At 59.8% G+C, this 20035-nt stretch carries 18 protein-coding genes and 1 pseudogene; 6 read left to right on the forward strand and 13 right to left on the reverse strand.

Translation table 11 applies throughout. The annotated features are described in order from the left end of the window. Positions 1–48 precede the first annotated feature (48 nt). Entirely contained in the window at positions 49–1278 is a 1230-nt protein-coding gene (gene serA, locus ACA054_RS30655; RefSeq protein WP_020797315.1) for a phosphoglycerate dehydrogenase, read from the forward strand. Positions 1279–1330: 52 nt separating this feature from the next. Here the strand turns inward: serA and ACA054_RS30660 are convergent, their stop codons facing one another. Further along, positions 1331–1756: a DUF4399 domain-containing protein gene (locus ACA054_RS30660; RefSeq protein WP_497687463.1), complete on the reverse strand. Its 426-nt coding sequence runs from the start codon at positions 1754–1756 to the stop codon at positions 1331–1333. Between the two features lie 135 nt (positions 1757–1891). Here ACA054_RS30660 and ACA054_RS30665 point away from each other — a divergent pair, with 135 nt between their 5' ends. Further along, positions 1892–2476: a transporter substrate-binding domain-containing protein gene (locus tag ACA054_RS30665; RefSeq protein WP_497637048.1), complete on the forward strand. Its 585-nt coding sequence runs from the start codon at positions 1892–1894 to the stop codon at positions 2474–2476. 123 nt (positions 2477–2599) lie between these two features. Here the strand turns inward: ACA054_RS30665 and ACA054_RS30670 are convergent, their stop codons facing one another. Both ACA054_RS30670 and ACA054_RS30675 read right to left on the reverse strand, forming a co-directional pair. Continuing rightward, a complete protein-coding gene (locus ACA054_RS30670) occupies positions 2600–3085 on the reverse strand; it encodes a 2-thiouracil desulfurase family protein (protein WP_497687464.1) in 486 nt (161 codons plus the stop codon). Positions 3086–3087: 2 nt separating this feature from the next. Continuing rightward, a complete protein-coding gene (locus tag ACA054_RS30675; RefSeq protein WP_497687465.1) occupies positions 3088–3720 on the reverse strand; it encodes a 2OG-Fe(II) oxygenase in 633 nt (210 codons plus the stop codon). Positions 3721–3828: 108 nt separating this feature from the next. Between ACA054_RS30675 and ACA054_RS30680 the strand changes: the two genes are divergently transcribed. Further along, the gene (locus ACA054_RS30680) at positions 3829–4581 is read left to right on the forward strand and encodes a DUF2059 domain-containing protein (RefSeq protein ID WP_497687466.1); all 753 of its coding nucleotides are present in this window, start codon (positions 3829–3831) and stop codon (positions 4579–4581) included. Between the two features lie 118 nt (positions 4582–4699). On the opposite strand, the gene bipL is transcribed toward ACA054_RS30680, so the two are convergent. Beyond that, complete coding sequence (gene bipL / locus ACA054_RS30685) at positions 4700–5650, reverse strand: phospholipase BipL (protein WP_497687467.1); 951 nt, start codon at positions 5648–5650, stop codon at positions 4700–4702. 95 nt (positions 5651–5745) lie between these two features. Between bipL and ACA054_RS30690 the strand changes: the two genes are divergently transcribed. Next, positions 5746–6327 (forward strand): DUF6436 domain-containing protein, encoded by a 582-nt coding sequence (locus ACA054_RS30690; RefSeq protein ID WP_497687468.1) that lies wholly within the window; start codon positions 5746–5748, stop codon positions 6325–6327. A 109-nt stretch (positions 6328–6436) separates the two neighbouring features. Further along, entirely contained in the window at positions 6437–8848 is a 2412-nt protein-coding gene (locus tag ACA054_RS30695) for a penicillin acylase family protein (protein WP_497687469.1), read from the forward strand. A gap of 135 nt (positions 8849–8983) precedes the next feature. Here ACA054_RS30695 and ACA054_RS30700 read toward each other — a convergent pair whose 3' ends face one another. Beyond that, on the reverse strand, positions 8984–9949 hold the full coding sequence (locus ACA054_RS30700) for a GlxA family transcriptional regulator (RefSeq protein ID WP_497687470.1): 966 nt from the start codon (positions 9947–9949) through the stop codon (positions 8984–8986). Between the two features lie 315 nt (positions 9950–10264). Between ACA054_RS30700 and ACA054_RS30705 the strand changes: the two genes are divergently transcribed. After that, the gene (locus ACA054_RS30705; protein ID WP_497687471.1) at positions 10265–10906 is read left to right on the forward strand and encodes an HD domain-containing protein; all 642 of its coding nucleotides are present in this window, start codon (positions 10265–10267) and stop codon (positions 10904–10906) included. 123 nt (positions 10907–11029) lie between these two features. Here the strand turns inward: ACA054_RS30705 and ACA054_RS30710 are convergent, their stop codons facing one another. The 8 genes and pseudogenes from ACA054_RS30710 to ACA054_RS30745 all read right to left on the reverse strand — a co-directional run. Further along, positions 11030–11917, reverse strand: a complete 888-nt coding sequence (locus tag ACA054_RS30710) for an ABC transporter permease subunit (protein WP_497637055.1) — start codon at positions 11915–11917, stop codon at positions 11030–11032. Beyond that, on the reverse strand, positions 11914–12834 hold the full coding sequence (locus ACA054_RS30715; protein WP_497687472.1) for an ABC transporter permease subunit: 921 nt from the start codon (positions 12832–12834) through the stop codon (positions 11914–11916). The genes ACA054_RS30710 and ACA054_RS30715 overlap by 4 nt, the downstream gene beginning before the upstream one ends. Further along, a complete protein-coding gene (locus ACA054_RS30720; protein WP_497687473.1) occupies positions 12831–13973 on the reverse strand; it encodes an ABC transporter ATP-binding protein in 1143 nt (380 codons plus the stop codon). The genes ACA054_RS30715 and ACA054_RS30720 overlap by 4 nt, the downstream gene beginning before the upstream one ends. Positions 13974–14046: 73 nt before the next feature. Continuing rightward, positions 14047–15144, reverse strand: coding sequence for a polyamine ABC transporter substrate-binding protein (locus ACA054_RS30725; RefSeq protein ID WP_497687474.1), 1098 nt, complete (start codon positions 15142–15144; stop codon positions 14047–14049). Positions 15145–15331: 187 nt separating this feature from the next. After that, a complete protein-coding gene (locus ACA054_RS30730; RefSeq protein ID WP_214379622.1) occupies positions 15332–16444 on the reverse strand; it encodes a polyamine ABC transporter substrate-binding protein in 1113 nt (370 codons plus the stop codon). 171 nt (positions 16445–16615) lie between these two features. Further along, positions 16616–17980: an aspartate aminotransferase family protein gene (locus ACA054_RS30735; RefSeq protein WP_497687475.1), complete on the reverse strand. Its 1365-nt coding sequence runs from the start codon at positions 17978–17980 to the stop codon at positions 16616–16618. Between the two features lie 59 nt (positions 17981–18039). After that, the gene (locus tag ACA054_RS30740; RefSeq protein ID WP_497687476.1) at positions 18040–19398 is read right to left on the reverse strand and encodes a glutamine synthetase family protein; all 1359 of its coding nucleotides are present in this window, start codon (positions 19396–19398) and stop codon (positions 18040–18042) included. 116 nt (positions 19399–19514) lie between these two features. Next, positions 19515–19796: pseudogene (locus ACA054_RS30745) on the reverse strand (gamma-glutamyl-gamma-aminobutyrate hydrolase family protein); the annotation flags it as partial. Positions 19797–20035 lie beyond the last annotated feature (239 nt).

The following is a 20035-nucleotide window of genomic DNA, read 5'->3' on the forward strand; positions in this document are numbered from 1 at the left end:
CTGCTGGCTACTTCCTGCCATTTTTCTCCGGGATACAGGTTTACGCAGATGAGCAAGACTTCTCTCGATAAGAGCAAGATCAAGTTCCTTCTTCTCGAAGGCGTCCACCAATCGGCTGTCGACGTCCTCAAGGCGGCGGGCTACACCAGCATCGAGTACCTCACAGGTTCTCTGCCGGAAGCCCAGCTCAAGGAAAAGATCGCTGATGCTCACTTCATCGGCATCCGCTCGCGCACTCAACTGACCGAAGAGATCTTCGATCACGCGAAGAAGCTCGTGGCTGTAGGGTGTTTCTGCATCGGCACCAACCAGGTCGACCTGAGTGCCGCCCGCGAACGCGGTATCGCCGTGTTCAACGCGCCGTACTCCAACACCCGCTCCGTTGCCGAGCTGGTGCTGGCCGAAGCGATCCTGTTGCTGCGCGGTATCCCTGAGAAGAACGCTTCCTGCCACCGTGGCGGCTGGATCAAGAGCGCAGCCAACTCCTTCGAGATCCGCGGCAAGAAGCTGGGCATCGTCGGTTACGGCTCGATCGGTACTCAACTGTCGGTCCTGGCGGAAGGCCTGGGCATGCAGGTGTACTTCTATGACACTGTGACCAAGCTGCCACTGGGTAACGCCACCCAGGTCGGCAACCTGCACGAACTGCTGGGCATGTCCGACATCGTGACCCTGCACGTACCGGAAACCGCTGCCACCCAGTGGATGATCGGCGAGAAGGAAATCCGCGCCATCAAGAAGGGCGGCATCCTGATCAACGCCGCGCGCGGCACCGTGGTCGAACTGGACGCCCTGGCGGATGCGATCAAGGACAAGCACCTGATCGGCGCGGCTATTGACGTGTTCCCGGTGGAGCCACGCTCCAACGACGAAGAGTTCGAAAGCCCGCTGCGTGGCCTGGACAACGTGATCCTGACGCCGCACATCGGTGGTTCCACCGCCGAGGCGCAGGCCAACATCGGTCTGGAAGTGGCTGAAAAGCTGGTCAAGTACAGCGACAACGGTACTTCGGTATCGTCCGTGAACTTCCCGGAAGTGGCCCTGCCGGCTCACCCTGGCAAGCACCGTCTGCTGCACATCCACGAGAACATCCCGGGTGTGATGAGCGAGATCAACAAGGTCTTCGCCGAAAACGGCATCAACATTTCCGGTCAGTTCCTGCAGACCAACGAGAAAGTCGGCTACGTGGTGATCGACGTAGACGCCGAGTACTCGGACCTGGCGCAACAGAAGCTGCAACACGTCAATGGCACCATCCGTAGCCGGGTGTTGTTCTAACAGCAGCTTGCGGCGTTAAAAAAGGGAGCCCCTGCGCAGGGGCTCCCTTTTTTTATTTCACATTGACGGTAATCTTCTCCGATACGATGGGTGGATCGAACGGCATGTGGCCGCTGTCGCCCAACTCCAGCTGCAAGGTATGCTTGCCCGGCGTCAGCGTTACTTCAGCCTGGGTCTGCGCTTTGCCGAAGTGCAGGTGGTTGGCATCGTTCGGGATTGGCTGACCGGCCGCCGGCAGTTCATCGACATCGATCAGCAGGTGGTGGTGACCGGTGTTCTTGGTGACATCGCCCGCTGGCGCCAGCGCGATGTTCTCGACTGCGAACTTGACCACGACAGTCTGTGGGACTGTCGCACCGTCTGTAGGAGTTACGATGTGCACTTCAGCACCTTCCGGGGCCGGCGTTGCTGCACTGGCCAGTGCCGAAACACCCATCAACAGGCCAGCCAAAGCAGCACGTGACATAAAGGTTTTCATTCTCTTCTCCAGTTTTTCCGTAAAATTCGCGTGACCATCACAACTTCATGGTCAATCGTTGTCGAAGGCACTCGACAACCATAGCAAAGCGAGCCTGATCCAGAGCGTCGCGATAATGATTTCAAAGGAGTGACCATGCGTTTTCTGCCTGGCCTGATCTGCCTGCTACCCCTTTTGAGCCCGCTGGCTCATGCCGAACTGATTGACGACGTGAACGATCGCGGTGAGTTGCGCATTGCCCTCGAGGCTAATACACCCCCCTTCAGTTTCAAGGAGGACGGCAGGCTCGCGGGCTTCGAAGTCGAGTTGGGTCAATTGCTGGCCAACGAACTGGATGTGCGCGCCGACTTTGTCGTTACCGATTCCAGTGATCTGCTGACCGGCGTGGAAAGCGGCAAATACGACATCGCCATCAACCACATTGCAGAGACCCCGGCGCTCACGGATCGTTTCGACTTCAGCGAACCTTACCTGCAAACCAAAGCGCAATTGATCGCGCAGAAAGAAGAGCCGCGCTCGATACTGCTGGTGCAATCGTTGACAGAGGAAAAGCCGAAAGCCGTCCAGGCCGTCAGCCTGGCGATTCCGTTCCAGAAGGGAAACCCGGCATTTCACGCCAGCCTGGAAAGCGCGTTGCAGCGGATCAAGGCGGATGGCCGGTTGGAGGCGCTGGAGCAGAAGTGGCTTGGGGCGGATGCCGGTGTGGCACCGAAACCCTGAGTCGCAAGCTAAACCTGTGGGAGCGAGCCTGCTCGCGAATGCGTAGTGTCAGTCGACACTAGCGTTGTTTGACACACCGCTTTCGCGAGCAGGCTCGCTCCCACAGTGGTTTTGTGTGGGTCGTTAATTGAGTGCTGCCAGTGCCTGAGCCGCCTCAGCGAGTTCCAGTTCACTGAAGACCTGAACATCATGGCGCCGGAGCAGCGCCGCCGTCACGCCTTCGCCACTGACTTTCACCCCACTGAACGTCCCGTCATAGGTCAGCAGGTTGCCGCACGACGGGCTGTTGGCCTTGAGCACGGCAATGCGGATGTCGTGCTGCTGCACCAGCTCCAGGGCCTGATAAGCCCCCGACAGAAACTGGGCGCTAACATCCTCACCTTCGGTGGTGATCACCAAGGCCTGCCCATCAAGCACTTCACCGCCCTGCCCGCCGGGAATTTCCGCCGCCGGCCGTGGCGTCGGCAGGCCACCGGCAACTTCCGGACACAACGGCACGACCCGACCTTCATCAAGCCACCGCTGCAACTGATCGAAAGGCCCGCTGGCCCCGCCGTCATAACGTACGCGGTGACCCAGCAGGCAGCGGCTTACCAGTATTTTGTGCATGATCAGAACGGCTCGTTGCCTCGGCGCCGGAACCAGCCGGTCAACGACAGGCGTTCACGGGTCGCGGGTAAAACTTCATGGGGGACTTCCCCCGACAGAAACACCACCAGGCATCCACCGGTCGGCACCACATCGTATTGCACGCCTTCATCCAGGTACATGCGCAACTGTCCGCCATGTTCAGGCAGCCAGGCGTCATTGAGGTAAACCACCGCCGACACCATGCGACGGTCGTCGTCGCGGAACCGGTCGACGTGCTTAAGGTAGAACGCACCGGGCGGGTACAGCGCGAAATGGCTTTCGAAGTCTTCGAGACCCAGGAACAACCCGCGATTCATCGCCTCGCGCAGACTGTCCATCAGCTCTAGATAGATGTTGCAGGCCAACGAATCACCCGGCTCGATCCATTGAATGTGGTCGCCACGGATCCCTTCGCGAATCTCCGATGTCGGTCCACGACCCACGGCGGCCGGGGCCAATTCACCCTCGGCGGCACGTTTATGGCACTCAGCCGCCAGTTCCCGGGTCAGACCCAGAGGCAGGAAAATATTCTGCTGCGACCAACCGCTGGCGGCCAGGTCGTCGACGATTCGTAACAGCAGCGGGTGATCAGAAGGTATTTGCATGGCGCGCATAGTATTCCTGCGCCTGAAAATCCGACAGAGCCACGCAGCGGGTTGATACGAATTCTCGACAAGACTGTATGCCACACGGAGAATAGTCGCCTGCTGACAGGAGTCCCTATGCGCCGTTTGCTTTTCTCCCTGCTGATGCTCTGTGTTATGCCCGCCTGGGCAGACGGCCACGACCAACTGTACAAGGTCGCCGGCTGGCCAGAACAACGCGCGCATTTCAACGACGCCCTCTCGGCCGCTCAACAGCGCTACCAAAACAGCCTGCCACCGGCGGTTTTCCAGGCGTTGGTCGACAACAGCAATCAGCGTTTCGCCCCCAAGGCCGTGGACCAGCGTGCCGAAGCGCAGCTGCGCAAGACCCTCGCCGATCCAAAACCGGCGCTGGCGTTTTTTCAATCGCCGCTGGGCAAGAAAATCGTCGCCGCCGAATTGCTCGCGACCCGCCGCGATCAACTGGCGAAAAACGCCAAGGGCTTGCCCAAGATGCAGGCCAGCGACAGCCGCCTGTTGATCATCGGCCACTTGGCCCAGGCCCTGCCTGCTCGCGAGGCCGGCGCGGAAGTCAGCCTGGCGATTGCCGGTGTCGCGGCCGACAGCCTCAGTTCGATGATCCCCGGACTGCTTGGCGCCGGCCAGACCCAAAGCATGCTGAACGGGCAGCGTCAGCGCTTGATGGACCAGATCGGCAGCGACCTGAACAACACGCTGCTGTACGTCTATCGCGACCTGTCGGATGAGGAACTGGAAGAATTCGCCACGTTTGCCGAGTCGGCTGAAGGCAAGGCCTATTACCAGGCGGCGCTGGCGGCGATTCGGGCGGGGTTGGCGGTGGGGCAAAGCACGTCGAACCTCACCCAGTAATTTCTGGTCGCCTGATAAATCGCTATCGCGAGCAAGCTCGCTCCCACAGTGGACCGAGTTTTTCAGATAGACGCGGTCTAATGTGGGAGCGAGCTTGCTCGCGATGGGGCCCGAATGGTCACTGAGCATTCCGCCCCTTGATCCGCTTGCTTAAAAACCCGAAATACTCCCCGCGCAACACCAGCGTTTCATTTGCCAGATGATGCCGTGCCTCAGGCAGCATCAATACCTGAGGCCGATCAAACTTACCCCGCAGGACTTCAAGGTTGTGCTGCCAATCCACGGTCATGTCCGCCTGCCCCTGCACAATCAGTGGTCTGCGAGTGCTGGCGGGCGCAGCTTCGACGCGCTTGATCCAGCGCGCCAGCGCCCCCACCCATGCCGTTGGCAGGCGTAGCGGCTGCAACGGGTCGGCTTGCAGGAACGGCAAAAAATCCGGGTCGCTGGAGTTCTCGCTGAAGCGACGGGCGATGGCCTTGACGAAAGGCCTGAGCAGGTAATAGCTCATTTGCGACCAGCCCCACGCCCGTGGCCGCACCAGCGGCGCCAGCAGAATCACCTGGCCCTGGGCCGGACTGCCCGCCCCCGCATTGAGCACATGATCGATCACGATTGCGCCACCGGTACTCTGCCCGCAGAGGTGCCAGGGTTGTGGCAAGTCGAGCGATTGCGCCTCGGCAAACAACCCTTGCAGGGTGTCCTGATACTCGGCGAAGTCCTTGATGCTCGCCCGCTCGCCACTGGAAAGCCCATGACCCGGCAAGTCGCAGGCAATCACGGCGAAGCCTTGCTCCAGCGCCCACTCGATCACATGCCGGTAGAGACCTGTGTGGTCGTAAAAACCGTGAAAGACAAACAGCGTCGCCTTCACCTGCTCTGGCCACCAGACCTGGCTGACCACCTCATAACCATCGACCTGGAAACACCCCAGGGCGCTGCGTACATTGCGCGTCGAGAAGTCCAGCCCATAAAACCGTTGATAAGCCTGCGCCTCCGCTGACAACGGCTGCCCATGCGCCAGCGGCCGCAGGCTGGCACGCAGATGATCGGGGTCGAAGGTCACTGACATGGGCATTCCAGAGGACGAAACGGACTTTGTGGACCTGCGATATTCATCTGTCGCGGCAAGCATGGCAAGCTAGCCGACCTTCAAGGAGTGACCTCATGCGCTCGCCCTATCGCGCCACCCTGCTCGCCAGCCTGCTTGCCCTCGTGTGCGCCGGGGTGCTGTGGGCCGCCTACGATTGGTTTCAGGGGCGCTATTTGCGGGCATTCAGCGAGCACACGGCGATGTTCTCCGGTGATCCGCTGCGCCTGCCCGACAGCCTTGCCGGCCCCGGCGCCATCCGTCTCGTGCATTTCTGGGACCCGGCCTGCCCGTGCAATGTCGGCAATCAACAACACCTCGGCGAACTGGTTGAACGCTATGAGCCCCAAGGCGTGGAGTTTTATGCCGTGCAAAAGCCCGGTAGCCACGGTCAGTTGCCAGGCAACCTGAACACGTTGAAGCCCCTGAGCGCCCTGCCCGGCTCCGAACAGATCCCCGCCAGCCCCGCCGTGGCGATATGGGATCGCAACGGCAAACTCGCGTACTTCGGGCCCTACAGCGAAGGCCTGACCTGCAATTCCAGCAACAGCTTTATCGAGCCGATCCTGCAAGCGTTGAACGAAGGCCGCGAAGTGAGTGCCACGCACACACTGGCGGTGGGGTGTTACTGCCCTTGGCCTGTCGTCCCGACGACGTAACGCAGACAGCAGACGAGAATCCCTCCTATGGGCGATGGGCCAAACAGGCTGGTCGTGATAAACAGTCTCGCCAGGGAATTGCTGTCACCGATAACAATAAGGAGTCACCATGAAACGTAGCCTGACCGCGCTCGGTTTGCTGATCGTCGCGCTCGCCGCAGGGGCCGGCTGGTACGTCTACAGCAAGCAACCGTCACGCCAGGGCATGGTGGAACTGCAGCACCTGCAAGGTTCGGTCACCGTGCGCTATGACGAGCGCGGCATCCCGCACATCCGTGCCGACAACGAAACCGACCTGTACCGCGCCCTCGGCTACGTCCACGCCCAGGATCGGCTGTTCCAGATGGAGGTTTTGCGTCGCCTCGCCCGTGGCGAACTGGCCGAGGTGCTCGGGCCGAAACTGCTCGACACCGACAAGCTGATGCGCAGCCTGCGCATTCGCGAACGCGCCGAAACCTACCTGGCGAACATGGACAAGCAATCGCCCGCCTTCCTTGCCCTGCAGGCTTACCTGGAGGGCATCAACCAATACCAGGACAGTCACGCCAAACCCGTAGAGTTCGATGTGCTGGGCATTGCCAAGCGACCGTTCACGGCGCAGGACACCATCAGCATCGCCGGGTACATGGCCTACAGTTTTGCCGCGGCGTTTCGCACCGAACCGCTGCTGACCTACGTGCGCGATCAATTGGGCGCCAACTATCTGAGCGTCTTCGATCTCGACTGGCAGCCCAAGGGCGTGCTGGCGACCCAACCCAGCGCGGCCCCGTCACCCCTCGCCAGCGCCGACTGGAAAGACCTCAACGCCCTTGCCCGCCTGAGCGAACAGGCCCTGGCCGACAATGGCCTGCCGCAGTTCGAGGGCAGCAATGCCTGGGCGGTTGCCGGCAACCGCACCAAAAGCGGCAAGCCACTGCTGGCCGGCGACCCGCACATCCGCTTTTCCGCGCCGTCGGTGTGGTACGAAGCCCAGCTCTCTGCTCCAGGCTTCGAGCTGTATGGTCATTATCAGGCCTTGATGCCGTTCGCTTCGCTGGGCCTGAACCGGGACTTCGGCTGGAGCATCACCATGTTCCAGAACGACGATCTCGACCTGATTGCCGAAAAGGTCAATCCGGACAATCCGAATCAGGTCTGGTATCGCGGCAAGTGGGTGGACATGGTCAGCAGCGAACAACAGATCGCGGTCAAGGGCCAGGCACCGGTGACCCTGACGCTGCGCCAGTCACCCCATGGCCCGATCGTCAACGATGCGCTGGGCAATAGCGTCGGCAAAACCCCGATCGCCATGTGGTGGGGTTTTCTCGAAAGCCAGAACCCGATTATCGAAGGCTTCTACCAGCTCAACCGCGCCGACACCCTGGCCAAGGCCCGCAGCGCTGCCGCCAAGGTCCAGGCTCCTGGCCTGAACATCGTCTGGGCCAACGCCAAGGGCGACATAGGCTGGTGGGCCGCGGCGCAACTGCCCAAGCGCCCAGCCGGGGTGCACCCGTGGTTTATTCTCGATGGCAGCACCAGCGATGCCGACAAGGATGGCTTCTATCCTTTCAGCGCCAACCCGCAGGAAGAGAATCCACCACGGGGCTATATCGTCTCGGCCAACTTCCAGCCACTGTCGTCGACGGGGATGGAGATTCCCGGTTATTACAACCTCGCCGATCGAGGCCAGCAGCTCAATCGCCAGCTCAGCGACAAGAACGTCAAGTGGGATCTGGAAGGCAGCCAGAAGCTGCAACTGGGCACCACCACCGCCTACGGCACGCGTCTGTTGGCGCCCCTGCTGCCGACTCTGCGGGAAGTGGTCAGCGACCCTGCGGAGCTCAAACTGGTGGAGCAACTGGCCCAGTGGAAAGGCGACTACCCGCTCGAGTCCACCAGCGCCACGCTGTTCAACCAGTTCCTGTTCAACCTGGCTGACGCGGCGATGCACGACGACCTGGGCAATGACTTCTTCGAAACGCTGCTCTCGACCCGGGTGATCGATGCCGCTCTGCCGCGTCTGGCGGCGACGCCGGATTCACCGTGGTGGGACAACCGCAATACCCTCGGCAAGGAAACCCGCGCCGATACGGTCAGGATCGCGTGGCAGGCCAGCATCGCCCACCTCAAGGCCACGCTGGGTGCCGATTTCGCGCAATGGCAATGGGGCAAGGCGCACACGCTGACCCATGGCCATCCGCTGGGGCAGCAAAAGCCGCTAGACCGGATCTTCAATGTCGGTCCGTTCGCGGCCCCCGGCACCCATGAAGTGCCGAACAACCTGTCGGCAAAGATCGGGCCGGCACCGTGGCCGGTGACGTACGGCCCGTCGACCCGGCGCCTGATCGACTTCGCCGACCCGGCCCACAGCCTGACGGTCAACCCTGTCGGCCAGAGCGGCGTGCCGTTCGACAGTCACTTTGACGATCAGGCCGAGGCGTATATCGAGGGGATTTACTTCCAGGCCCATCTCAATGATGAAGAGGTGACGGCCAATACGCGGAGTACGTTGAAGCTGATGCCAGCGCGTAGCGCCCAGTAAATTTGTATTGGCTGGACTGGCCTCTTCGCGAGCAAGCTCGCTCCCACATTAGACCGTGTCTGTCTGGACAACTCGGTCACCTGTGGGAGCGAGCTTGCTCGCGATGGGGCCCTGTGAGGCGACAAAAAACCTGGCTCAAACCATCGCCGCAAAGTTCTGCCTGAACTGCTGCGGCGTCACCCCCAGCCTGCGGTTGAACACGCTGCGCATGTGCTGAGCATCGCGGAATCCGCACTGATAGGCCACGGTCTTGAGCGGCGCGAGGGTGCTTTCCAGCAGCACCCGCGCCGCATCCACCCGCGCCCGCTCGACAAACTCGGCCGGGGTGACTTTCGCTTCCTTGGCAAACACTCGGGAAAAGTTGCGTGCACTCATATTGGCGGCGTTGGCCAGGTCGGCGATGCTCAGGTCACCCGTCAAATTCGCCAACACGTAATGCTGAACCATCGCCACGGCGGAGGTCGGCTGCGCGTGAGGCGTGAGAAACGGGCTGAATTGTGACTGCCCGCCCGAGCGCTGGGTGAACACCACCAAGCGTTTTGCCACGCTCAAGGCCACGTCCGGCCCGTGATCGCGCCCCAGCAGATACAGCGACAGATCGATCCCGGCCGTTACCCCCGCCGAGGTGAAAAGCTCGCCGTCCTGAACGTAAAGCCGATCGGCTTCGACCTGAGTCGTCGGACACAAATCAGCCAACGCAGCGGCATCGCCCCAATGAGTGGTCACGGTGCGCCCTTCCAGCAATCCCGCCCGGGCGAGCATGAACGCGCCATTGCAGATCGAACCAAAGCGTTGCGCCAGCGCGCAGGCATCGCGCAGCCACGCATCGAACGCAGCGCCGAACGTCATGAATGGCAATTGCGGTCCGCCGGCCACCAGCAGCAGGTCATAAGACTCCAGCGCTTCGCTGAAATGCCGATGGGCGTTCAGCGCCAAACCGTTGGAACACGCCATCGCTCCGCGCTCAACGCCGATCACCTCCAGCCGATAGTGGTCCTCGGGGGCGAGGAAGCGATTGGCTTCGGAAAACACATCCATGGGGCCGGTGACATCCAGCGACTGGACGCCGGCGAAGACCACGATGGCGACGGTTTTGCTCATGGTTCGAAAAGTCTCTAACGATCACGATTACCTGTGGCGAGGGGATTTATCCCCGCTGGGCTGCGTAGCGGCCCCAAAAATCTTGGGAGCGCTACGCACTCCAACGGGGCGGTGCGACGTTTCGCTAAATCCCCTCGCCACAAAAGCCCATTCAATTTGAGCAACCCTAGCCAATTCGAGCGCAACTAGCGAGGTTGGCGCGATATGCATGCTCATTGGCAAGGATCGCAGCCATGGATCGATTGTTCCGTTTGCGGCCGGCGAACAGACTTTAACCCTCAGCGCCGCCTCGGCGTTCACTTTGAGGAAAAGCCCATGAGCACCACCATCGCCGGCATCAAAATCCCCGACAGCGCCTTGGCCAAAGCCACCACCGAATACATCCGCGACATCGAATCCGACCTGCTTTACCACCACTCGCGCCGGGTGTTTCTGTTCGGTGCGCTGAGCGGCGAGCGCAAGCAACTCGCCTACAACCCGGAGCTTCTGTATGTCGGCGCGATGTTCCATGACCTGGGCCTGGTGGAAGGTTATCGCAGCGACAACGAACGCTTTGAAGTCGATGGTGCCAACGCGGCGGCAGCGTTTCTCAAGCCTTACGGGTTTAGCGATGACGACATCGAGCAGGTCTGGTTGTCGATCGCCCTGCACACCACGCCGGGCGTGCCGAAACACCTGCGGCCGACCGTGGCGCTGGTGACCGCCGGCGTTGAAATGGATGTGCTGGGCATGGACTACGCTGCGTTTTCCACCGTGCAGCGTGAAGCGGTGGTGCATGCGCATCCACGGGGTGAAGGGTTCAAGGAGTGCATCATCTGCGCCTTTGCCGACGGCTTGCGCCATCGTCCGCAGACCACGTTCGGCAATGTGAAGACCGATGTATTGAGGGATCAGGAGCCAGGGTTCAAGCCGATGAACTTTGTCGAGATCATCCGCAAATCCCCTTGGACGGTATAGAACCCTGTAGGAGCCGGCTTGCTGGCGATGGTGTGTCAGTCGAAATCAATGTGCCTGACACACCATCGCCAGCAAGCCGGCTCCTACAGAGGTTATGTGTTACTCACACATGGTCGGCAACCCTCAAGCCGCTTCCGGCTGCGCGCGACGCACGTCCGGTTGCTTCCACGAATCGGCTGCGCTTTCATCGATGGCTTGCTGGATCGCACGCTTGCGCGCTTCTTCGGCGCGACGGCTGAAGAACCAGACCAGGAACGTCATCAGCGACACCGCCAGCAGAATCAGGCTGGCCACGGCGTTGATCTCGGGTTTCACGCCCAGGCGCACCGCCGAGAACACTTCCATCGGCAAGGTGGTGGAACCCGGGCCCGACACGAAGCTCGCCAACACCAGGTCATCCAGGGACAAGGCAAACGACATCATGCCGCCGGCGCCCAGGGATGGCGCGATCATCGGGATGGTGATCAGGAAGAACACCTTCCATGGCCGCGCCCCCAGGTCCATGGCTGCCTCTTCGATGGACAGGTCCAGCTCACGCAAGCGCGCCGACACCACCACCGCCACATACGCCGCACAGAACGTGGTGTGGGCGATCCAGATGGTGACGATGCCACGTTCCTGTGGCCAGCCGATCATCTGCGCCATGGCCACGAACAGCAGCAACAGCGACAGACCGGTGATCACTTCGGGCATCACCAGCGGCGCAGTGACCAGGCCACCGAACAGCGTACGACCCTTGAAGTGGGTGATGCGGGTCAGGACGAACGCAGCCAATGTACCCAGCGCCACCGCCGCAATCGCCGTGTAGCAGGCGATTTCCAGCGAGCGCACCACCGAGCCCATCAGTTGGGTGTTGTCCATCAGGCCGACGTACCACTTGATCGACCAGCCGCCCCACACCGTCACCAGTTTCGAGGCGTTGAAGGAGTAGATCACCAGGATCAGCATCGGCAGATAGATGAACAACAGACCCAGTACCAGCATCAGGCTGGAGAAACGGAAGCGTTTCATTCTTTACCCTCCATTTCCTTGGCCTGACTGCGGTTGAACAGAATGATCGGCACAATCAGGATCGCCAGCATCACCACCGCCAGGGCGGATGCCACCGGCCAGTCACGGTTATTGAAGAACTCTTGCCAGAGCACTTTACCGATCATCAGGGTCTCCGGACCTCCGAGCAGTTCCGGGATCACGAACTCACCCACTACCGGAATGAACACCAGCATGCAGCCGGCGATGATGCCGTTTTTCGACAGCGGAATGGTGATCTTCCAGAAGCTGTTGAAGGTGCTCGAACCGAGGTCGGATGCGGCTTCCAGCAGACTGTTGTCGTGCTTCACAAGGTTGGCGTACAGCGGCAGGATCATGAACGGCAGGTAGGAATAAACCACACCAATATAAACCGCCAGATTGGTGTTGAGGATCTGCAGCGGCTCGTCGATCCAGCCCATGCTCATCAAGAAGCCGTTCAGCAGACCGTTGTTGCTGAGGATGCCCATCCACGCATACACGCGGATCAGGATCGCGGTCCAGGTCGGCATCATGATCAGCAGCACCAGCACCGTTTGCATCTCTTTGCGGGCACTGGCAATGGCGTAGGCCATCGGGTAGCCGATCAGCAGGCAGAGGATGGTGCTGATCAGCGCCATCTTCAACGAACCGAGGTAGGCGGCGATGTACAACTCGTCGCCGGCCAGCATCGCGTAGTTGCCCAAGTTGAGCAGCACCTGCAGCTTCTGTTCGGCGTAGCTGTAGATTTCGGTGTACGGCGGAATGGCCACGTCGGCTTCGGCGAAGCTGATCTTCAGGACAATGAAGAACGGCAACATGAAGAACAGGAACAGCCAGATGAAGGGAACCCCGATGACCAGCTGACGGCCACCGGGAATTATTCGATTGAGGCGGCGTTTGAATTTGCGCATGTTCATGAGCGAAGTACCACGCCGCTATCGTCTTCCCAATACACGTACACCTGGTCACCCCAGGTCGGTCGCTGGCCACGGCGCTCGGCGTTGGCGACGAACGACTGGACGATCTTGCCGCTCGGCAGTTCGACGTAGAACACCGAGTGCCCGCCAAGGTAGGCGATGTCGTGCACCTTGCCGCTGGACCAGTTGTATTCACAGGTCGGCATGGTCGGGGTCACGAGCAGTTTTTCCGGACGGATCGCATAGGTCACGGACTTGTCCTGCACCGAGGTGCTGATGCCGTGGCCCACATAGATCTTCCGGTCGAGGTCCTTGCAGGTGATGATCGCGTGGCCCTCGGCGTCGTCGATCACTTCACCGTCGAAGATGTTGACGTTGCCGATGAATTCGCAGACCAGGCGGCTGGTCGGGGTTTCGTAGATGTCGATCGGGCTGCCGATCTGGGCGATCCAGCCCAGGTGCATGATCGCAATGCGCTCGGCCATGGTCATGGCCTCTTCCTGGTCGTGGGTCACCATGACGCAGGTTACGCCGACGCGCTCGATGATCTCCACCAGCTCCAGCTGCATTTGCGAACGCAGTTTTTTATCCAGCGCACCCATCGGCTCGTCGAGCAACAGCAGCTTCGGACGCTTGGCCAGCGAACGCGCCAGCGCCACACGCTGGCGCTGGCCACCGGACAACTGATGCGGCTTGCGCTTGGCGTACTGGCTCATTTGCACCAGCTTGAGCATATCGGCCACGCGGGCATCGACTTCAGCGGCAGGCAGTTTGTCCTGCTTGAGGCCGAAGGCGATGTTCTGCGCCACGGTCATGTGCGGGAACAGGGCGTAGGACTGGAACATCATGTTGATCGGCCGCTCGTACGGCGGCATGTCAGTGATGTCTACGCCATCGAGGAAGATCCGCCCCTCGGTCGGTCGTTCGAAGCCGGCGAGCATGCGCAGCAAGGTGGATTTGCCCGATCCCGAACCGCCGAGCAAGGCGAAAATCTCGCCTTTCTTGATTTCCAGGGACACGTCGTCCACGGCAATCGTCTCGTCGAACTTCTTCGTGACCCGGTCGATTTTGACCAGCACCTGTTTAGGTGACTGGTCGCCCTCGAGGGCTTTCTTATAGGCGCCGGAGGCAACTGCCATTTACGAAACTCCCAAAAAAAAAGAGTGCAGTTCGCTCAAGGTGAGCCAACCTTGGATAGTTTGAGCCTTGAAGCTATTTGCCCGACTTGACCTTGGTCCAGCTGCGGGTCATCAAACGTTGAATGTTCGGCGGTAACTCGATGGACACGTAGGTCTTGTCGAGTACCGATTGCGGTGGATAAACCGCTTCGTCGGTGCGAATGGACTGTTCCATCAGTTTGTCCGACGCCGGGTTAGGGTTGGCGTAGCCGACATAGTCACTGACTTGAGCGATCACCTCAGGTTTCAGCAAATAGTTGATGAACGCGTGGGCTTCCTTGACGTTGGCCGAGTCCTTGGGAATCGCCAGCATGTCGAACCACAGCGCGCCGCCTTCCTTGGGAATCGAGTAAACGATGTCCACGCCTTTCTTGGCTTCGGCCGCACGGTTGCGGGCCTGGAACATGTCGCCGGAGAAACCGATTGCGACGCAGATATCGCCGTTGGCCAGGTCCGCGATGTATTTGGAGGAGTGGAAATAGGTCACGTAAGGCCGCACCGCCAGCAACTTGGCTTCAGCCTTTTTGTAATCTTCGGGGTTGGTGCTGTTGGGGTCCAGGCCCAGGTAGTTGAGGACCGTGGGCATCATTTCATCGGCGGAATCGAGGAACGCCACGCCGCAACTTTGAAGCTTCTTGATGTTCTCCGGCTCGAAGACCGCAGCCCAGGAGTCGATCTTGTCGACGCCCAGTGCTGCCTTGATCTTTTCGGGGTTATAACCGATGCCGTTGGTGCCCCACAGGTACGGCACGGCGTACAGGTTACCCGGATCGTTCTGCTCCAGGCGCTTGAGCAGCACCGGGTCGAGGTTCGAATAATTGGGCAACTGGGACTTGTCGAGTTTCTGGAAAGCACCAGCCTTGATCTGTTTGCCGAGGAAGTGGTTGGACGGCACCACCACGTCATAACCGGTACGCCCGGCCAGCAACTTGCCTTCCAGGGTTTCATTGGAATCGAATACGTCATAAACCGGTTTGATGCCGGTCTCTTTCTGGAAATCGGCCAGGGTGGTCTCGCCGATATAATCCGACCAATTATAAATATGCACTGTGCCGGCAGCCTGAACGTTGACGGCAAGCGTCAACCCGGCAGCGACCAGCATGGCATTGCGCAACAAAGAAAAAATAGGCAAGTGGAGGTCCTCTAAAATGAGTTGGGCTCAAGTTGCCCCGCGTTACATGACAGCCATGGCTGCCTGGCAACAAACCGGCGCGCAACTTACCCTCGAAAAACCGTTCCCGCAAAACTTTCTGTCATTTAATTAATCCTGTTGTCGCCGCCGCGCAGGTGGCAACAACAGGTTGTTGCATCACACCGGCTTATTTACCGGATTTGATCTTGGTCCAGCTGCGAGTCAGGATCCGCTGGGTCGCGGCCGGCAAGTCGGCAATCGCGTACAGCTTGGCCAGCACGTCGGCTGGTGGGTAGATGCCTGGGTCGTCAGTGATTTCTTTTTCCACCAATGGCGTGGCGGCCGCGTTACCGTTCGGGAAGCGTACGGCGTTGGTGATTTCAGCCATGATTTCCGGCTTCTGCAGGAAGGTCATGAACTTGTAGGCGCCCTCGACGTTTTCGGCATCTTTAGGGATGGCGACCATGTCATAGAAGCTGCCGGCACCTTCTTTGGGAATGTTGTAGCTGACTTTCACCTTGTCACCGGCTTCAGCCGCGCGGGACTTGGCCTGGTAGATGTCGCCCGAGTAACCCACGGCCACGCAGATGTTGCCGTTGGCCAGGTCCGAGATGTACTTGGACGAGTGGAAGTAGCCTACCGAAGGACGGATTTTCAGGAACAGCGCTTCGGCTTCGGCCAGTTGTTTCTTGTCCTGGCTGTCAGTTGGATAGCCCAGGTAGTGCAACGCCACCGGAATCATCTCGGTAGGCGAATCGAGGAAACTGATACCGCACGACTTCAACTTGGCGGCGTTTTCAGGTTTGAACAGCAAATCCCAGGAGTTGGTCGGTGCGTCGGCACCCAGTGCTGCCTTGACCTTCTCGGCGTTGAAGCCGATACCGATCGAACCCCACATGTACGGGAAGGCGTGTTCGTTACCCGGGTCGCTGACGGACACTGCCTTGAGCAGGTCAGTGTTCAGGTTTTTCCAGTTAGGCAGTTTGGATTTGTCCAGCTTCTGGTAAACGCCGGCCTTGATCTGCTTGGCCAGGAAGTTGTTCGACGGTACGACGATGTCATAACCGGACTTGCCTGCCAGCAACTTGGCTTCCAGGGTTTCGTTACTGTCGAAGACGTCGTAAACGACTTTGATGCCCGACTCGGTTTCGAATTTCTTGATGGTGTCCGGAGCGATGTAATCGGACCAGTTATAGACGTGCAACACCTTGTCGTCCGCCTGAACCGCACCCGCCATAATGCCCATCAGGGACATGGCGAGGAGTGTCTTGCCAGCAAGCTTTTTTCCTAATGCCTTCATGCGTTTAATGCTCCAAATTTTTCTTTTTTGAACCACTTTGTTCAGCGGCCGAACCCGGACAACTGGAACCGCGGCTAGTCTGGCAAGATCCGAGGCGGTCTTTCAAGAAAAGGCCAACCTTTCTGACGGCTCTGCGCGAAAGTTTCATGACTCTCGCTCAGAGCCTAGCACTTAGGCCTGCAACGCACTCAGGGTCAGGTCCAGGCACTTGCGTGCCTTGGTCACCAACTCATCGATTTCCGCAGGCGTAATCACCAGCGGTGGCGCGATGATCATGGTGTCCCCCACGGCACGCATGATCAGCCCGTTATCGAAGCAGAACTGCCGGCAGATCATGCCGACGCCCTTGCCTTCGTAGCGCTTGCGAGTGGCCTTGTCCTGAACCAGTTCGATCGCCCCCAACAGACCGACCCCACGAACTTCGCCCACCAATGGATGATCGTTCAGTTCCCGCAGACGTTTTTGCAAATATGGTGCCGTTTCTTTGTTCACGCGCTCGACAATTTTTTCGTCGCGCAGGATACGGATGTTTTCCAGACCAACAGCCGCCGCCACCGGGTGCCCGGAGTAGGTGAAGCCGTGGTTGAAATCGCCGCCTTCGTTGAGTACTTCGACGACTTCATCGCGCACGATCAGGCCACCCATAGGGATGTAGCCGGAGGTCAGGCCTTTGGCGATGGTCATCATGTCGGGCTTGAGGTCGTAGAAATCACTACCGAACCACTCGCCGGTACGGCCGAAACCACAGATCACTTCGTCGGCCACGAACAGGATGTCGTACTTGGCGAGGATTTCCTTGATGCGCGGCCAGTAGGTGTCTGGCGGGATGATCACGCCACCGGCACCCTGGATCGGCTCGGCAATAAAGGCACCGACGTTGTCCACGCCCACTTCCAGGATTTTCTCTTCCAGCTGATTGGCAGCCCAGATCCCGAACTCTTCCGGGGTCATGTCGCCGCCTTCGGCGAACCAGTACGGCTGCGCGATGTGGACGATGCCCGGAATCGGCAAGTCGCCTTGTTCGTGCATGTAGGTCATGCCGCCCAGGCTCGCGCCGGCCACGGTGGAACCGTGATAGCCGTTCTTGCGGCTGATGATGACTTTTTTCTTCGGCTGGCCCTTGATCGCCCAATAGTGACGAACCATTCGCAGCATGGTGTCGTTGCCTTCAGAGCCGGAACCGGTGAAGAACACGTGGTTCATGCCTTCTGGCGCGACATCGGCGATGGCCTTGGCCAGTTCCAGCACCGGCGGGTGGGCGGTCTGGAAGAACAGGTTGTAGTACGGCAGCTCGCGCATCTGCTTGCTGGCGGCATCGGCCAGTTCATCGCGACCGTATCCGATGGCCACGCACCACAGACCGGCCATGCCGTCGAGGATCTTGTTGCCTTCGCTGTCCCACAGGTAAACGCCCTTGGCGTTGGTGATGATCCGCGGGCCTTTCTCTTTAAGCTGCTTGAAGTCGCTGAACGGGGCCAGGTGATGATCGTTGCTCAGGGTTTGCCATTCACGGGTTTGCGGGTTGTTGCTGGTCATACGAATCTCCTAAAAAATCCAGGTGAGAGCGCCACCCGACAACGGCGGCGCCCGGCGCATCAGACGGCAAAAAGCAGGAATTCCCGTTCCCACGAACTGATGACGCGCTTGAAGTTTTCATGCTCGGCCCGCTTGACCGCGACGTAGCCAGTGATGAAAGTCTTGCCCAGGTAGCGCTCGATGGTCGCGCTGTTTTCCATGCGCTCGAGCGCGTCTTCGATGGTCAGTGGCAGGCGCAGGTTACGGCGCTCATAACCACGGCCCACCACAGGTGCGCTCGGGTTCAGGCCTTCGACCATGCCGATGTAGCCGCACAGCAGGCTCGCGGCAATGGCCAGGTACGGGTTGGCATCGGCACCCGGGAGGCGGTTTTCCACGCGCCGGTTTTGTGGCCCGGCATCCGGCACCCGCAGGCCCACGGTGCGGTTCTCTTCGCCCCATTCCACGTTCACCGGTGCCGAGGTATCCGGCAGGAAGCGGCGGAACGAGTTGACGTTGGGGGCGAACAGCGGCAGCAGTTCCGGGATGAGTTTCTGCAGCCCACCGATGTGGTTGAGGAACAGCTGGCTCATGGTCCCGTCTTCATTGGAGAAGATGTTCTTGCCGGTCTCTATTTCGATGATGCTCTGGTGCAAGTGCATGGCGCTGCCAGGCTCGCCGGTCATCGGCTTGGCCATGAAGGTCGCGGCCACGTTGTGCTTGAGGGCGGCTTCGCGCATGGTGCGCTTGAACACCAGGATCTGGTCGGCCAGGGACAGGGCGTCGCCGTGACGGAAGTTGATCTCCATCTGCGCCGTGCCGTCCTCGTGGATCAGCGTGTCGAGGTCCAGTTCCTGCAGTTCGCACCAGTCATAGACGTCCTCGAACAACGGATCGAACTCGTTCGCCGCCTCGATGGAGAACGACTGGCGACCGATTTCCGGGCGCCCGGAACGGCCGATCGGCGGCTGCAACGGATAATCCGGGTCGTCACTGCGCTTGGTCAGGTAGAACTCCATTTCCGGCGCCACGATTGGCTGCCAGCCCCTGTCGGAATAGAGTTTCAAGACCTTCTTGAGCACGTTGCGCGGTGACAACTCGATCGGATTGCCCTGCTTGTCGTAGGTGTCGTGGATCACCTGGGCGGTCGGCTCGACGGCCCACGGCACCAGGAACACCGCGTTCTGGTCGGGGCGGCAGATCATGTCGATGTCGGCCGGGTCGAGCAGTTCGTAATAGATGTCGTCTTCGACATAGTCGCCGGTCACGGTCTGCAACAGAACGCTCTCGGGCAGGCGCATGCCCTTTTCGGCGATGAATTTGTTGGTCGGCGAGATCTTGCCCCGGGTGATCCCGGTCAAGTCGGCGATCATGCATTCGACTTCTGTGATCTTGTGGTCTTTCAACCAATCGGTGAGCTGGTCGAGGTTGTGACTCATAAATGCCTCTAGGCTTTGAGTTTCCTGACTCTCGGGAGTCAGGCGATAGTTGACGCATCGGCGTCGCGTTGAAATGCAAGTTTGCGCCAGGCTATCGTGCTTGTGTGTACTTCTGCGGATGCCAGGTGTGCAGAATCACAAGCGGTGCCCTGCACGATGGCCGAGCCGCTATTGTGAATCGGTTCTATATTGAATGGAGTAACCGTAATGGGTGTGCCGTCGAGGCCGTCCAGAATATCGGACAGGGACGGTTGATCCGCCAGGGACGGGAAGATCACCGACAGGCCCGGAGCCGCTGCGGCCACGGCGCTGACGCAGATGTCGCCACTGATGTGATGAGCATTCAGACCGATCTGCGAAGAGCAGGCGGTGACGCCGATTATCGGCAGGCGAGACATGAAACACCCCGGTATTATTGCTGTTATGGGTTTGATTCGAGCTTAGCCTTGTTCATTTTTTTACACAACACCCCCGTAAAAAATACAACACGGCCGGCTCAAGCCTGCGGGCGTCAAACGGCCAAGGGCTATAAAAACGCCCCAAAGAGCCTCAAAAAAGCCACACGAGCGCTTTTTTAGGGCAAAAAAGGCCTCACTTGACTTCGGCATGCCGTTCGGGTTGACTGGAATCCGAAAAG

This window comes from Pseudomonas sp. LBUM1653 (assembly GCF_059716115.1).